We start from the raw sequence: 15,685 nt of genomic DNA on the forward strand, positions 1-15,685 counted from the left end.
CGTAGATGAAAACCTCGGCCTTTCCTCACTTTTGGCGCGTCTGTGGAGCATTGGCGGTACTCGTCGCCGGCGCCGTGTTGTCGGCGGACGCGGTTAAGGCACAGCCGCCTGGCCCGATAGGTCAAAGCAATGGAAACGCTGCTGTCTCAACGCCTGACTGGGCAAACCTAGCGGGTAGCCTGCTCGATAACGTTCCCGACAGCATTTTTGAGCCAGAGACGTTTACCCTGGATAACGGCCTCGAGGTTGTGGTGGTGACCAATGACCGGGCGCCGGTCACGATCCAGATGCTTTGGTACAAAGTTGGTTCCGCTGATGATCCACGTGGCCGCTCCGGGCTGGCGCATTTTGTTGAACACTTAATGTTCAAGGGGACTGAGCGCCTCGGCCCCGGTGAGTTCTCAGAGATGATTGCTGCCGTTGGTGGAACTGAGAACGCCTTCACCAGCTACGATTTCACGGGCTATTTCCAGATTGTCGCTAAGGAACACTTGCCGACGATGATGGAGTTTGAGGCGGACCGGATGACTAATCTGGCCCTCGCGCCCGAACAGGTTGATTCAGAACGCAAGGTGATCGCAGAGGAACGCCGCCAGGTGGTGGATTCCCGACCTAGTCGCCGCCTCGGCGAAGCGATGGATGCGGTGCTGTTCGCGGGGTCTCCATACTGGGTGCCGGTGATTGGCTGGACGGAGGATATCGATAATCTCCGCCAGGAAGATGTAGAGCGGTTCTATGAGCAGTGGTACGCGCCCAATAATGCCATTCTAGTCCTGGCCGGTGACGTAACCGTTGATGAGGCGAGGAAGCTCGCCGAACGCTATTATGGCGCAATTCCAGCCAGCGATCAGGTGCCAGAGCGGACCCGCCACGCGCCACAGCCGATGCAGGCGGATGCGCTGATCACCATGCGCGACCCGCAGGTCGAACGACCAAGCTGGGTCCGGTCGACGCTGATGCCTGAGAATATGCTGCGGACGGAGCCAGAGGCCTACGCCCTAACCGTCCTCGGCAGTATCATGAGTGACGGCACGACGAGCCGCCTCCGTAAGCCATTGGTGTTCGATCAGAAGGTGGCGCTCTCCATCGGGATGTTTTCGCGCTCACGCTTTAACTCGGGCTATGTGACGCTGTATGGCGAACCAACCGAGGCCCATACACTTGAGGAGTTGGAAGCAGCCGTTGATGTTGAAATCGCCCGGCTATTGGAGGACGGCGTAACCGCGGAAGAAGTTGAGGCCGCTCAAGAGCGCCTGCTTGCCTCGGCGATCTTTGCTCGTGATGGCCTTAATCGGCCCGCACGCACGGTCGGCAACACCTTGGTCAGCGGCTATACGATTGAGGATTTAGAGAGTTGGGCCGTGCGGATCTCGGAAGTGACACCGGAACTGGTGAATGAGGTCGCAGCGCAAGTGTTCAATCAACAGAAATCAGTGACCGGCTTTTTGCTGCCGGATGATGATGCCGGAGCTTCCCAATGATGGTTCGCCCGTTTTTCTCAGCCATGTCAGGCCGTTTCCTGGTCGTCCTATCTACCCTGGTTCTCGCCATCGGCTTAGTTCGCCCCGCTCATGCTGGTCCGGATATTCAACGGGTGATGTCGCCCGGTGGGATTGAGGCCTGGCTGATCGAGGATAACTCGCTGCCGATCATCGCGATGGGGTTCAACTTCGACGCTGGTTACTCTTTCGACCCTAAGGGAAAGGAAGGTTTAGCCAGCCTCAGCGCCACATTGCTTACCCGAGGTGCGGGTGAGTTTGATGAGCAAAAGTTTCAAGAGCGCCTCAACAACCGCTCAATCATTCTCAGCTTCGACGTCTATTCCGATAATCTCTATGGCAGCCTTAAGACCCTGAGCCCACGTCGGGATGAGGCGTTTGAGTTCTTGCGTCTCGCCCTTAGCGAACCACGGTTTGAAGCCGAGGCGCTTCAGCGCGCGAAAGAACAACACCTTTCCTCACTGCAGCGAAGCCAAGGTAACGGCCAATGGGTGGCCCAGCGGTTTTTGAGCCGTATGCTCTATGGCGACCATGGTTATGCTGGTGAACGCCTCGGCACCGCGGAAGGGATTGCCGCCGTCACTAAGGATGACATGGTTGGCTATACCCAGCGTTTGATGACCCGTGACACCCTGCTGGTGACGGTGGTTGGTGACATTACAGCGGATGAACTCGCTGATCGCCTAGATCAGGTGTTCGGTGACCTGCCAGCTAGCCGGACCGGCCCAGTTGCTGTCGAGAACACCGTGCCGGATCGAAGCCAAGTCGTGGTGATTGAGCGGGAGGTGCCACAGACGACCGTTAGTATTGGTCAGCAGGGGATTGATCGTGCTGATCCAGATTGGTTTGCCGCCAGCATTGCGAACTATATCCTCGGCGGTGGCGGATTTCAGAGCCGCTTAATGAAGGCCGCTCGTGTTGAACGTGGGCTGACTTACGGTGTGTATTCCGGGCTCCGGCCTGCTGATGCCTTTGACGTCATGCTGATGTCAGGCTCAACTAACCACGAAGACGCCGGTGAGTTTCTGGATGTGATCCGTGAGGAATGGCGGGTACTTGCGGAAGAAGGCCCAACCGATGACGAGGTTGAGCGGGCTAAGGGTTACCTGATCGGATCCTTTGCCAAGCGGCTGCTGTCTACCGAGGGGATCGCCAGCGTTTTGTTGGCCATTCGGGAGAGCGATCTGGGTATCGACTACCTGGACCAGCGTACCAGCCTGATTGAAGCTGTCAGCGCGGATGATGTTCGGCGCGTTGCTGCTGAGCTGTTGAACCCGGATGGTTTGCTTGTCTCCGTGGTTGGTATGCCTGAGGGAATCGAGGCGGACCGAACTGTGCCATTGGGCAGCGATATCTTGGATGCCTTGGCTGAAGAGCCATTCGGCGGCAGCTAAGAGCCCGGGTTTTCCCCGATATCCTAATTGCTCCCCCGGGGTTGTCTTGGTGATGACTGCCCGGGCTTGCTAGCTTGGTTGGATCACATCACAACCTGCGACCCTGGTGGTCGACCGCACCATGCCCTTATCAGAGTCTCCCGCTTGGCGGGCTCTAGACCAACATCGGAAATCCCTCGATAGCTTCCATCTTCGAGATGCGTTTGCCGCCGATGGTAATCGGCACACTCGCTTCACCGCTGAGGCCGCTGGCCTGTTTCTCGACTATTCGAAGAATTGGGTAACTGAAGAGACCATGGGCCTGCTGGGTGATTTGCTGACCCAGGAGGATGTGGAGCGCCATCGCGAGCGTTTGTTCGCAGGTGAGCAGATCAACGAGACTGAAGGCCGGTCGGTCCTTCATATGGCCTTACGCAACCGCAGTCAGCAGGTGGTGCTCGTCGATGACCAGGATGTGATGCCCGCGATCCATCAGGTGCTGGAGCGCATGCGTGTCTTTGTTGAGGACGTACGCGCCGGCCAATGGTTGGGGCATAGCGGTAAGCAGATCCAGCACGTTGTGAACATCGGTATCGGCGGCTCTGACTTGGGGCCCCGCATGGCGGTGGCCGCCCTAGCGCCTTACGCTGACCGACTGCAAAGCCACTTTGTCTCAAACGTTGATGGTGCTGATCTGGCCGCCACGCTGGCCGTCGTGGATCCAGAAACAACGCTGTTCATCATTGCGTCCAAGACCTTCACAACCCAGGAGACCCTGGCCAACGCCAATTCGGCTAGGGATTGGTTGTTGGGCCATTTCGAGGGCGACCGGGCAGCTATTGCTAAGCACTTCGTTGCGGTGTCGACCAATAGTGAGGCGGTCCAGGCTTTCGGTATTGATCCGGCCAATATGTTTGGCTTTTGGGACTGGGTTGGTGGTCGATACTCGGTTTGGTCGGCGGTCGGGTTGTCAGTAGCGCTGGCAATTGGGTTTGAGCAGTTTGAGGCATTCCTCGACGGCGCCCATGCCATGGACCGGCACTTTGTTACCGAGCGCTTCTCCCGCAACCTGCCAATGCTCTTGGCTGTACTGGGGATTTGGTATCGCGGCTTCTGGGACCTGCCAGCCCAGGCGCTTCTGCCCTATGACCAATCCTTAAGCCTGTTTCCAGCGCATCTGCAGCAGCTGGATATGGAGAGCAACGGCAAATCCATTGATTTGAAGGGTCATGCGGTTTCGACCCAGACCGGTCCAATCATCTTTGGCGAGCCGGGTACCAATGGCCAGCATGCGTTCTACCAGTTGATCCACCAGGGCACGACGGTGATCCCGTGCGATTTCATTGTGCCCGCCACCGCCCATCACGGGCTGGATGGGCATCACGACATCCTGCTCGCCCATGCAGTTGCCCAGGCGGAAGCGCTGATGACCGGTAAGCCTGCGGAAGCAGTGCGTGCGGAGTTGAAGGCCGAAGGCATCGTCGGGTCTGCGGCCCGATCCCTGTTCCCCCATAAGGTCTTTGAGGGGAACCGCCCATCGAACATGATCCTGATGGAGAAACTGACCCCCTACACACTAGGGGCCTTGGTCGCGCTTTATGAGCATAAGGTGTTCGTCCAGGGCTCGATTTGGCGGATCAACAGCTTTGACCAATGGGGTGTTGAGCTTGGCAAGCAGTTGGCCAAGCAGACGCTGAGCGACCTGACGGCATCTGGTGATCAGCCCGTTGACGGGCATGATTGTTCAACCAATGGCATTCTTACTTGGCTGCGGCGTCACCGTCAGGCACCGGGGGATGGTGCGGCATGATTATCCGTCGCCTGCCCGAGAACCTAGTTAACCGCATTGCCGCCGGTGAGGTCATTGAGCGACCCGCCGCCGTGGTTAAAGAGTTGGTTGAGAACGCCATTGATGCCGGGGCAACCCAGATTGACATCGCTTGGCGTGACGGTGGCAAGCGACAGATCACCATTGCCGATAATGGCCGTGGCATGGATCAAGAGGACCTGAAACTCTCCATCGAACGCCACGCCACCTCAAAGCTCGAGGATGAAGAGCTTGTCGATATCCGCACCCTCGGTTTTCGGGGTGAGGCGCTGCCCTCCATTGGTGCTGTGGCGCGTCTACAAATCACCAGCCGCGCAGAGGGTGATGAGCATGGATGGCAACTGACCGTTGAGGGCGGTCAGATCGGGGAGCTAGAGCCTGCGGGTCGTCAGCCAGGCACAACAGTTGAGGTCCGCGACCTGTTTTTCGCGACACCGGCCCGCCTCAAATTCCTAAAGACCGCGCGCACTGAAACCACCATGGCGATGGAGCTTGTGCATCGGCTCGCCATGGCCCATCCGGCCATTGGTTTCACGGTGAAGAGTGAGGAGCGGACGGTTTTAAATCTGCCAGCCGCCGACCTTGCCACGACGGATGCGGATGAGCTGCTGGCCCGACGCCTCGATGCGGTGATTGGCCATGATTTCATTGCCAACGCCATTCCATTCTCAATTGAGCGTCCAACCCCGGATGGATCAGTTGGCACCATCCGTCTAAGTGGTTGGGCAGGTCTGCCGACCCATGGCCGCGCCTCGTCTAAGTTTCAGTACCTATTCGTGAATGGTCGCCCGGTGCGGGATAAGCTGCTGCTCGGTGCAATTCGGGCTGGCTATATGGATGTGATGGCAAGCGACCGCCACGGCATGGTCGCCCTGTTCCTTGATCTGCCCTCGGCAGAGCTGGATGTGAATGTGCACCCGGCCAAGACTGAGGTTCGGTTCCGGGATGCCGCCCGTATCCGTGCCCTGATCGTAACGGGTTTGCGTACCGCCTTGGCTGAGGCTGGCGTCCAAGTATCAACCGAACGGAGTGAGCAGACCCTCGCTGAGCTTGCCCGCACACCAACGCCGTTTCCATCGGCCTCAAGCAGTAGGCCGATCTATCCACCACGCCCGGTGGAGGCCTGGGCACAAGAGCCAGCCAATGGCTTCATGGACAATGCCCCACCGGCCAGCCGCTTTAGCGGGGCGGGGCCATCATTTCCCAGTGCAGCACCAGCCGCGGCCGCCGTCTCCGCTGAGCCGGCGGTTGAGCAATACCCGTTGGGTGCTGCCGTGGCCCAGCTGCACAACACCTACATCGTCACCCAGACTTCCCAGGGGCTAGTGCTGGTTGATCAGCATGCGGCCCATGAGCGGATTGTGTTTGAGACGATGAAGGCGAGGCTGGCAGAGGGCGAAACCGTCCCGGCCCAGCGCCTCTTACTGCCGGTTGTGGTTGAGTTGGGTGAGGGAGCAGCCAGCATCATGCTGGAGAGCGCTAACAATCTCGCCAAGCTTGGCTTGGAGATTGAGCCGTTCGGGGCTGGCACCATCGCTGTGCAGTCCGTGCCAGCCTTGCTGGGCAAGACGGAGACCACGGAGTTGGTGCGTGATTTGGCCGACCGGCTGGATGAGATTGATAGTGCCGACCTGCTCACCCGTGCATTGCATGAGGTTTGCGCAACCATGGCCTGCCATGGCTCGGTTCGGGCTGGTCGACGCCTAACCATGACGGAGATGAATGCCTTGCTGCGCCAGATTGAGAGCACGCCAGCGGCAAGCCAGTGCAATCACGGCCGCCCAACCTTCATCACGCTTGATCTGGCGTCGGTTGAGAAGCTGTTTGACCGTCGCTGAGGTAGCGGCGAGCCGCCCACCAGATCACATAAGTGGTGATCAGTGAGGCGTAGCTATCAATCGCGTAATGCCAGAGTAGGACCACCGAACCCACCATAATCACGGCAAAGAATACCCAGGTGACAATCGCGAACTTGGGGGAGTGCTTATGGACATAGAGGCTGATCAGGAACGTCGTGCTGATATGCATGGACGGGAAGGCCGATGGGCCATTCAGATCGGTGATCGGTCCATAGAGATGCCAATCTAACAGGATGTCCCGGAAGAAGCAGGTGGCCGATGAGCGTTCGCATAATCCGGCCAAGCCAGCCTCGAACGGGGCCGTTAGCGCGCCATCATAGAAATAGGGCAGGTAGATCGGGCCGACGGACGAGGCTGCCGTCGCGATAATGCAGCCATTGATGTACCAGGCGCCGATATAGGCGAGGATGAATGCCTCGCGCTCTTTCTGTCCTGGCGCGCTAAAGATCACAAAGCCAGCCGCGAAAATCACGAAGAAGAAATAGAAGTAGTAGGCGATATCCAGCAGCGTCACGAAGGCTGGAATGCTCAACACAAACCAAACCAACTCATAGGGCTGCATGCCGAAATGCAGCCATCCATCAACCTTGATCAGCAACGGATCAAGGTAATAGGGGACAATGAGTGGGATCGCGGATTTGATCGCGGGAAAGAACGCTAGCAAGACGCCAAGGCTGAACAGTCCCAACAACGCATCGGCCAAATCGACCTGCTTTAACTTGCGACGGGCACCTAGAATCAAAAGTGCCAGCCCCATCGCCCCAATCGTGTAGCTGTTTAGGGTAGGGAAGAAGCCACTCTCGCCATATTGCCAAAGACCGAGATAGAGGTTGATGGCAAAGCCATGGGCCATAATCAGGCAGGAGAGCCAAATCAGCGGCTTCCGGTGTGGGGCCGCCCGGGTCCAGGCGATTAGCTTCCCGATAGGGCTTGTGGCGGCATCCTCACTCACACCGCATCCTCGGGCTGCAAGCGAAGGAAGTTGAGGCCGGTATCGCCAATATCGCGACGGTCGAGCAGTTGCCAATGGCCGTCCAGAACCAGATGCTCACGCTTCTTAGTTTCCGCCATCAGGAGTGTATCGGCATGAAGCCACCCGGACGCTAGCAGGCCGGCCATGCTGAGCGGCAGGAAGCCCTGTTCATATGGTGGGTCCAGGAAGATTAGATCAACCGGGCGAGGCGCTGCTGGCGGCTTGGTCGCATCCAGCCGTTGGACCTGAACCCGATCGCTGACTTTAAGCTGGTTTGCCGTTTCTCGAATGACGCTGGTGGCGCCCGCGGCCTGATCCCAGAACCAAACCCGTTCCGCACCACGAGATAGCGCCTCAAAGCCGAGCGTGCCAGCACCGGCAAATGCATCCAGCACCAGTGCCTCACCCGTTGTCAGTTTCGCGCCGGTAAGCTTGGCCCAGGGCGCGTGGGCCAGGATATTGAACAAGCTCTCCCGCACCCGGTCAGTGGTCGGGCGAATGGCACGGCCAGTAGGGGCGGTTAACCGCCTTCCGCGCATCTCACCGCCGGTGATCCTCATGCCCGGTTTTTCCCTTTAGGCCCTGCGCCCTGATTTGGGCCGCGACGTGGACCTTTGTTGCCCTTGTTATTAGGCGCTTGGCGTTGGTTGTGTGGCTTACCGTTTGATCGTCCAGAGCTGGGTTTGCCACCAGCCGGTTTGCCCGGGACAGATTTGCCCGGAACAGATTTGCCCGGAACAGATTTGCCTGGGGCGGATTTAGCTGGGCCTGGCTTGCCTTGGTGCTTTTTGCCCTGGTGCCCTTTCCCTTGGGCTGGCTTGTCCGTGGCATCATCAAGCTGCTTACGAGCTGCTTTCTTAGCCTTATGCGGTGGCCGGTTCTTCGGCTTGGCTTTGGCATGGCCAGTTGGCCTGCCTTCCTTCTTTGGGGCGTCCCCAGCGGCGCGACCAATCCCAAGTTGCTCGGCAATAACCTTCGCGCTCAACTCTTCAACGCCGCCCTTGCCCAGGTTACCGAGTTGGAACGGGCCGTAAGAGATGCGGATCAGGCGGTTTACGGTAAGGCCGATACTCTCCAGAACCTTCCGAACCTCGCGGTTCTTACCTTCGCGCAACCCTACGGTGACCCAGGCATTGGCGCCAACCTGACGCTCTAACGCCGCGTCGATGGGGCCATATTTGATGCCCGAAACCTCATGACCATCGGCGAGCTTCTTCAACACATCGGGGTTGACCGTCCCATGCACCCGGGCCCGGTATTTGCGAAGCCATCCGGTGGTTGGTAGCTCAAGGCGCCGTGCGGTCTCACCATCATTGGTGAGCAGCAGCAGGCCCTCAGAATTCAGATCAAGGCGGCCCACGGTGATGACTCGGGGCAGGGCCCTAGGCAGCCGATCAAAGATCGTTTCCCGACCTTCTGGATCCTTATTGGTCGTCACCAGGCCAGCAGGCTTGTGATACCGCCAAAGACGCACAGGTTCGGCATCGGGGAGTGGTTTGCCATCCACCTCAACCCGATCTTGCGGGCCAACCGTAACGGCGGGCGTCTCAAGCACTTTGCCATTCAGCTTTACGCGGCCCGCAGTAATCCAGGCCTCAGCCTCCCTTCGGGAGCAGAGGCCGGCACGGGCCATGCGCTTGGCAATGCGCTCACCCTTGTCTGCATCCTTTGCAGTCTGGGCATCAGAGCTTTGCTGTTCAGATTTTTTGGTGGGGCTGTTCATGGCGCGGTGGTACCTTCCGTCCACGTAAAAGGCAAATGCCGATCTACCTTGATGGAAACCAATCGACCGCGCCGATGCAGGATATCAGCACCGACAACCAGGCTGTCTCGCATGAGGATTTGAGCGATCCCATGCGTCCGCTGGCCCCAGGGGAGCATCCCATGGACCGGGCGATGGAGCTTGCGCGGCTAGCGGCAGAGTTCGGTGAGGTGCCGGTGGGGGCGGTGGTTATCGACAGTGAAACCGGCGCTTTGATCGGGGCAGGCTGCAATGCCACCGAAACTGATGCCGACCCAACGGCCCATGCGGAGATTGTCGCTATTCGACAGGCTGCCGAGACGTTGAGTGAGGCGCGTCTGACCAATTGCGATCTCTATGTCACCCTTGAACCTTGTGTGATGTGCGCTGGTGCAATCAGCCATGCCCGTATCCGTCGGGTCTATTACGGCGCTGCCGACCCCAAGGGCGGCGGCATCGATCATGGTCCGCGCTTTTTTGAGCAGCCCACCTGTATGCACCGGCCTGAAGTCTATGGCGGTATCCAGGAACAGGCCGCAGCACAGCTGCTGCGTGAGTTCTTCAGCGATCTTCGATGATGCCATCTGATCCATGCAAAAAGGGCCCCGGTGATGGGGCCCTTTGCATTTGGATGCCTAGATAGGCCGCTAGATAAAGATATCCGCCGTTACATCGCTCGACGGCACCCCGGCAAAGATGATCCCGCCACCGGCAAAGGTGACGATGGTATTACCAAACTGGTCGACCGTGGCGGTTGAGAGCAACTCACCAACATCGATGTTCACCAGATTGACCCGATCCTCTGCTGCGTTGAAGTCGGAGATCACATCAACACCGCCGCCAAGGGCGATCGTGAAGACGTCGGCACCGCTGCCGCCGATTAGGATGTCATCACCCAGGTTGCCGGCGATGGTGTCATTGTCCTTGTTACCGAACAGGACATCGTTGCCCTTACCACCAAAGATCTGGTCACCGCCCTGGCCACCAAAAATGGTGTCAGCAGCGAAGTTGCCAAAGATCTGGTCCGCTTCCAGGTTGCCGAACAGCAGGTCATCATCCTGACCACCAAAGATGGTGTCCACGTCCTTGCCGCCGAACAGCACATCATTGCCGATATTGCCGTAGAGCAGATCGTTACCGATGTTGCCATAGAAGATATCAGCGCCATTACCGCCGAACCCGACATCAAAACCCTCACCAAATACGGCGAGATCATTACCACCGCCGGCGAACACGGTGTCGGCGCCGAGGCCCAGCTCAAACAGCTCATTCGCGTTGCTGCCGGAGAAGTCGTCATCGGTATCTGTACCGCTGACATCGACGAAGACCTGGTTGGTGCCAGACAGGTTACTCGACTGGAAGTCAGAGACGGCCAGCACACTGTCGAGGATGGTGTCGCCAGTATCAGAGATAGCGAGGGTCAGGGTATTCACCTGGCCAGGAATGACATCAAACGGGATCGTTAGAACCGGGCTAACGCCGTCAAACTCAGTATCCAGGGCCACATTCTGACCCGCGAAGTTTAGCGGGTTGCCGTTCTGGTCAAAGACGAATGAGAAGTCGATGCCATTGGCGATAAAGCTACCGGCCGTAAGGTTGTCATCAATGATGCTGAGCGGCTGGGTCGGGTTGCCATTGAAGAAGCCGACATTGTTACCGTTGATCAGAACCGCGCCGATATCCACGAAGGATGAGTTGCTGAACTCTGGGAATTCATCGGACGCAAAGATCAAATCGATCTGGGCCGTTTCAACGCCAGCATCCGGCGTGAATTGGATCTCTAACAGTGAGGCGTTGAGGCTCTCACCCGCGCCAGAAAACGCAGCCTGGGCAATTGAGGTCATGATGTCGGATCCGGCGGCGCCGTTATCTTCACCATAGCCTGGGCTGGTGTTGGTGTTTGGGATGTTGGCGGCGATGCCCGTGCTCAAGAACACGCCGTTGTTGAGTGACAGGTTTGCGCCGGGCACAGAACCGAATGACAAGGCGTCAAACGTGCCGAAGGCAGATGCCGCACCGGTGTAGGTCACATTGGTGATGGTGATGCCGCTGCCGACAGAGGTTAACTCCCCTGAAACCAGGGCGGTATTGATCTCGTCAGTCGATGCGACTGGCGTAACGAGCATGGACATATTTTATCTCCTGTCCCCCTAAACTCCCTCGTTCCCCGGTTCACCGAGGTAACGCTAGCGTGATTGGGTCTAGGCCAAAACTATGGAAATGGGAAGGTATTAATGTTTGAATTTTATTCAAACAAATCAGATAATTACGTCGTTATGTGCTCGGCTTGGCAGGCAGTTAGTTGACGGTGCCGCCAACCGCGCGCCAGCCAATATCACGGCGGTAGAAGCCGTTGGGCCAATCGATATCTTCAATCGCCACATAGGCCAGGCGCTGCGCATCCTTAATCGTGGCGCCAGAGGCAACCAGGTTTAGCACCCGCCCACCATTGGACATTAGGCGCCCCATATCATCCCGGGTTGTTCCGGCATGGAATACCTGAACGCCCTCATGTTCCAGCGCCCGCTCAATATTCCGTATCTCGGTCAGCTTGTGATAGCTGCCGGGATAGCCATGGCTGGCCATCACAACGGTTAGCGCTGCCTCGTCGTGCCAGCGCAGGTCAAACTGGTCCAACTCACCATCGCGGGCAGCGATCAGGGCGGGGAGGAGGTCGGACATCATGCGGGGCAGGATCACCTGGCATTCAGGGTCACCAAACCGGGCATTGAACTCGATCACATAGGGATGTTTCTCACCATCCCGCTCAACCAGCATCAGGCCGACATAAAGAACGCCAGCATAAGGGCAGCCCTCTTCAATCATGGCGGCCAGGGTTGGCTTGGCAATCTCATCGATCACCCGTTGTTCAAGTGCATCGGTGAAAACTGTTGCCGGGGAGTAGGCGCCCATACCACCGGTATTCGGGCCGACATCACCATCGCCAACACGCTTGTGGTCCTGGGCACTGGCGAGCGGTAGCAGGTTCTCACCATCGCAAAGGGCGAAGAAGCTGACTTCCTCACCCTCTAGGAATTCTTCAATCACAATCTCGGTGCCAGCATCACCAAAGGCGTCGCCGGAGAGCATTTCATCAATGGCCTTATCGGCAGCATCGAAATCCTCAGCGATCACCACGCCCTTACCGGCGGCGAGGCCATCGGCCTTGATGACGATTGGGAACTCTTCACCGCTCAAATATGCCTTGGCGCTCTCAACATCGGTAAAGCGGCCATAGCGGGCGGTTGGAATACCGTATTTCTGCATCAGGTCCTTTGAAAAGGCCTTGGACCCTTCAAGCCGTGCCGCCGCCGCCGTCGGGCCAAAGGTGGCGATGCCAGCTGCTTCCATCTTATCGACCAGGCCGAGGCAGAGCGGTTGCTCTGGTCCCACAACGACGAAGTCGATGGCCTTGGATTGTGCGAACTCGACCAGGCCGTCGATGTCTTCAGCCTTGATATCGACCAGCTGTGCTGTGTCGGCGATCCCGGCGTTACCGGGGGCGCAATAAAGCTCTGAGGCCAGCGGTGAGCCAGAAATGGCCGAGCAGAGAGCGTGTTCACGGCCGCCCGAGCCGACTACCAAGATCTTCATTGTCGTATTGATTGCTAGCTGGTGAAGGAAAAACGCCACCACGGATGCTTGTGATGTGCTGTGCGGTTTGTATCATGCCGCCACCATGGCACAAGACCCCACCACACCACCTGTTGATAATCCCCTGGCGGCACTTGCTGGCCCACCACCCGGTGAGGCGGGAAATCAAACCGCCGGCAAATCCAATGTGCCGGTTTTTAGCGTCGGTGAAATCAGCCAATCGCTGAAGCGGACGGTTGAGGATGCCTACGGTTTCGTGCGGGTTCGGGGCGAAATTAGCCAACCTAAGCGCGCCGCATCAGGGCATATCTACCTAACCCTAAAAGACGATCAGGCGGTGATCGATGGGGTGTGCTGGCGCGGGTCGGCGAATAAGCTGTCAATCAAGCCGGAGGAAGGGCTGGAGGTGATCTGCACTGGTCGCCTGACCACCTATCCCGGGCGCTCAAAGTATCAAATTGTCATCGAATCGATGGAGCTGGCGGGCGAGGGTGCGCTACTCAAAATGCTTGAGGAGCGTAAGCGCAAGCTAGCCGCTGAAGGGCTGTTCGATGAGGACCGCAAACAGCCGCTGCCGTTCCTGCCAGAGGTCATTGGCATCGTCACCTCGCCAACCGGCGCCGTTATTCGCGACATCCTGCACCGCCTTGCCGATCGGTTCCCACGCCATGCCATGCTGTGGCCGGTGATCGTTCAGGGGCCGGGTGCGCCAGAGCAAGTAGCCGCTGCCATTCGCGGTTTTAACGCGCTGCCGGAAACTGGCGGCCCGGTGCCGAGGCCGGACCTGCTGATCGTCGCCCGTGGCGGCGGCAGCCTCGAAGACCTGATGGCGTTCAATGAAGAGGTCGTGGTTCGTGCCGCAGCTGAAAGCGACATCCCGCTGATCTCGGCGGTTGGCCACGAAACCGATACAACGCTTATTGATTTCGCCAGTGACCGCCGGGCGCCAACGCCCACTGCGGCAGCAGAAATCGCAGTGCCGGTGCGCGCTGATCTTATCTACACCCTGCGCGATGCTGAGGATCGGCTGGAGAAGGGGACGCTGCGCTTTGTTGAGCGCTTGCGCCTACAGCTTGATGGCCTGGCGCGTGGGTTGGTCCATCCGCGACAACGGCTTGAGACGGAGATGCAGCGGCTGGATCAGCTCGATGAGCGGTTTGGTCGGGCGATCCAGCAATTGCACCGGGATAAGCAAACGGCCCTGACCCATGCTGCTGCTCGCCTCAGCTTAAAGCCGATGCAGCAGGCGATGAGTCAATCGGGTGCCCGGGTGGTTGAGTTAGGTGAGCGTATGGCCACCGCCCATTTAAGGCAGTTGGAACGCAGCCGTGAGCGGCTAGAGGCGCTATCTAGCCGATTGGAAGCGGTTAGCCATAAGTCAGTCCTCGCCCGCGGCTATGTCATGGTCACGGATGAGCAGCGACAGCCTGTGACCGCAGCTGCTGGCCTAGCGACCGGCAACCCGCTATCGCTTCACTTCACCGATGGTGAGGTCGGCGTTGTGGTTGGTGATGAAACCACCACGTCAAATGCGCCAATGGCCCCTAAGCCAGCACCGCCCAAACCGGCACCCAAGAAGGCCAAACCTAAAGCCGCCAAGCCTTCGGCAGGGCCTGAACAGGGCAGTCTGCTCTAACACCCTCACCAACATCCGGCGGTTCAGCAGCTGTTAACCGGCTTTCCACTAGCCTTCCTCATAACGCGAAGAAGGTGATGTAAGTGGAGAGACCGGCCATGCTCTATGAGGGGATGCCCATTGATGACATCCAGGTTGATTGGCGGACACGGCTGATCGCTTGGTGGGAAGGCTTCGACCTAGACGGGATCGAGAACCGCAAGAAGAAGTCCAAGGCACGTCTCGCCGAAAAGAAGTCCGAGAAGGGCGCCGGCCGCTCAAAACCACCGGAGGCGGTTGAGGAGCAAGAGCCTGCCGGCCTGGACCGTCACGGACGCCCGCTATGGAGCATGACGCGGATTGAACTCGCCGAACTCATGTGGGGCGAGAAGTTCATTGAGCCGGGCGCTGAATCTTGGATCCCCAAGCTGATCTCAACCCTCCCACTCAACCCAACCTCATCGCTGCTGGACCTCACCGCTGGCTTAGGCGGCGTTATTGAGCATGCGGCAGAGCGTTTTGGGTCCCATGCCGATGGGTATGAGGTTAACCCGCTGCTGGTGGAAGAGGGGCGGAAGCGTATTCAGGCGAGTGCTGCAGCAGCGAAATTAGAGCTAAACGAGCTAGACCATGCCAGCTTTCAGATTGCGCGCCGGTATGAGTTCTGTATCGCCCTTAACCTCTTCTACACGGTGGAGAATAAGGACGCGCTCTACCAGAAGTTGGTCACGGTGCTGAAAGACCGTGGGCAGCTTGTTTTCACCGATTTCTTTGTGCCCATGGATGCTGATCTGAATTCGGGCGCGTACAAGGCCTGGATGCAAACCGAACGGCTGGAGCCACACCCGATCACATCGAAGGATATGGAAAAGGGGCTGACCGCCGCTGGTTTCGACGTGCGGACGGTTGAGGACATCACCACCCCATATCAGCGCGAAACCAGGGTTGGCCTATCTCGCCTGCACGATTACCTGAAATCCAAAGAGATGGATGCGGAGGCTAAGCAAGTCCTGACGGATGAGATTGCTTTGCTAACCCGGCGTATGATGGCGATTGAGGCCGGGCTTAAGGTGAAGCGGGTCCATGCCATCCTGCCCGTCAGTGCTGGTAATGATGAGAGCTTCGCGCCATCCATGCCGGAAGCGGTTGAATAATCGGTGTGCGCACTTTAAACCCGCGCAGCCGTTGACAGAAACCGGCTCA

12 protein-coding genes are annotated in these 15,685 nt (G+C 58.3%); 7 read left to right on the forward strand and 5 right to left on the reverse strand.

Going from position 1 to position 15,685, the window contains the following annotated elements; all coding sequences use genetic code 11:
* Window positions 1-50: 50 nt before the first annotated feature.
* From KI792_04385 to mutL, 4 genes are all read left to right on the forward strand, one after another.
* On the forward strand, window positions 51-1,481 hold the full coding sequence (locus KI792_04385) for an insulinase family protein (GenBank protein MBV6632258.1): 1,431 nt from the start codon (window positions 51-53) through the stop codon (window positions 1,479-1,481).
* Entirely contained in the window at window positions 1,481-2,893 is a 1,413-nt protein-coding gene (locus tag KI792_04390; GenBank protein ID MBV6632259.1) for an insulinase family protein, read from the forward strand. The genes KI792_04385 and KI792_04390 overlap by 1 nt, the downstream gene beginning before the upstream one ends.
* 121 nt (window positions 2,894-3,014) lie before the next feature.
* A complete protein-coding gene (gene pgi / locus KI792_04395) occupies window positions 3,015-4,682 on the forward strand; it encodes a glucose-6-phosphate isomerase (protein ID MBV6632260.1) in 1,668 nt (555 codons plus the stop codon).
* Entirely contained in the window at window positions 4,679-6,538 is a 1,860-nt protein-coding gene (mutL, locus tag KI792_04400; protein MBV6632261.1) for a DNA mismatch repair endonuclease MutL, read from the forward strand. Before pgi ends, mutL begins: the two co-directional genes overlap by 4 nt.
* On the opposite strand, the gene KI792_04405 is transcribed toward mutL, so the two are convergent.
* The 3 genes from KI792_04405 to KI792_04415 are packed head-to-tail and all read right to left on the reverse strand — an operon-like array spanning window position 6,492 to window position 9,255.
* Window positions 6,492-7,511 (reverse strand): phosphatase PAP2 family protein, encoded by a 1,020-nt coding sequence (locus KI792_04405; GenBank protein MBV6632262.1) that lies wholly within the window; start codon window positions 7,509-7,511, stop codon window positions 6,492-6,494. The two genes, mutL and KI792_04405, sit on opposite strands and share 47 nt — an antisense overlap.
* On the reverse strand, window positions 7,508-8,092 hold the full coding sequence (gene rsmD / locus KI792_04410) for a 16S rRNA (guanine(966)-N(2))-methyltransferase RsmD (GenBank protein MBV6632263.1): 585 nt from the start codon (window positions 8,090-8,092) through the stop codon (window positions 7,508-7,510). The genes KI792_04405 and rsmD overlap by 4 nt, the downstream gene beginning before the upstream one ends.
* Window positions 8,089-9,255, reverse strand: coding sequence for a pseudouridine synthase (locus KI792_04415; protein MBV6632264.1), 1,167 nt, complete (start codon window positions 9,253-9,255; stop codon window positions 8,089-8,091). The genes rsmD and KI792_04415 overlap by 4 nt, the downstream gene beginning before the upstream one ends.
* A gap of 161 nt (window positions 9,256-9,416) precedes the next feature.
* On the opposite strand from KI792_04415, the gene KI792_04420 reads away from it, so the two are divergent.
* Window positions 9,417-9,851 (forward strand): nucleoside deaminase, encoded by a 435-nt coding sequence (locus KI792_04420; protein MBV6632265.1) that lies wholly within the window; start codon window positions 9,417-9,419, stop codon window positions 9,849-9,851.
* Window positions 9,852-9,920: 69 nt separating this feature from the next.
* Here KI792_04420 and KI792_04425 read toward each other — a convergent pair whose 3' ends face one another.
* Window positions 9,921-11,405 carry a choice-of-anchor L domain-containing protein gene (locus KI792_04425; GenBank protein ID MBV6632266.1) on the reverse strand — a complete coding sequence of 495 codons (1,485 nt, stop codon included), beginning with the start codon at window positions 11,403-11,405 and terminating at the stop codon, window positions 9,921-9,923.
* Between the two features lie 166 nt (window positions 11,406-11,571).
* Entirely contained in the window at window positions 11,572-12,867 is a 1,296-nt protein-coding gene (gene purD / locus KI792_04430; protein MBV6632267.1) for a phosphoribosylamine--glycine ligase, read from the reverse strand.
* A gap of 85 nt (window positions 12,868-12,952) precedes the next feature.
* Between purD and KI792_04435 the strand changes: the two genes are divergently transcribed.
* Both KI792_04435 and KI792_04440 read left to right on the forward strand, forming a co-directional pair.
* Window positions 12,953-14,503 (forward strand): exodeoxyribonuclease VII large subunit, encoded by a 1,551-nt coding sequence (locus KI792_04435; protein ID MBV6632268.1) that lies wholly within the window; start codon window positions 12,953-12,955, stop codon window positions 14,501-14,503.
* An 83-nt stretch (window positions 14,504-14,586) separates the two neighbouring features.
* On the forward strand, window positions 14,587-15,636 hold the full coding sequence (locus tag KI792_04440; protein ID MBV6632269.1) for a methyltransferase domain-containing protein: 1,050 nt from the start codon (window positions 14,587-14,589) through the stop codon (window positions 15,634-15,636).
* Window positions 15,637-15,685: the final 49 nt, after the last annotated feature.

The organism is Alphaproteobacteria bacterium SS10 (genome assembly GCA_019192455.1).
Lineage (GTDB): Bacteria > Pseudomonadota > Alphaproteobacteria > TMED2 > TMED2 > TMED2.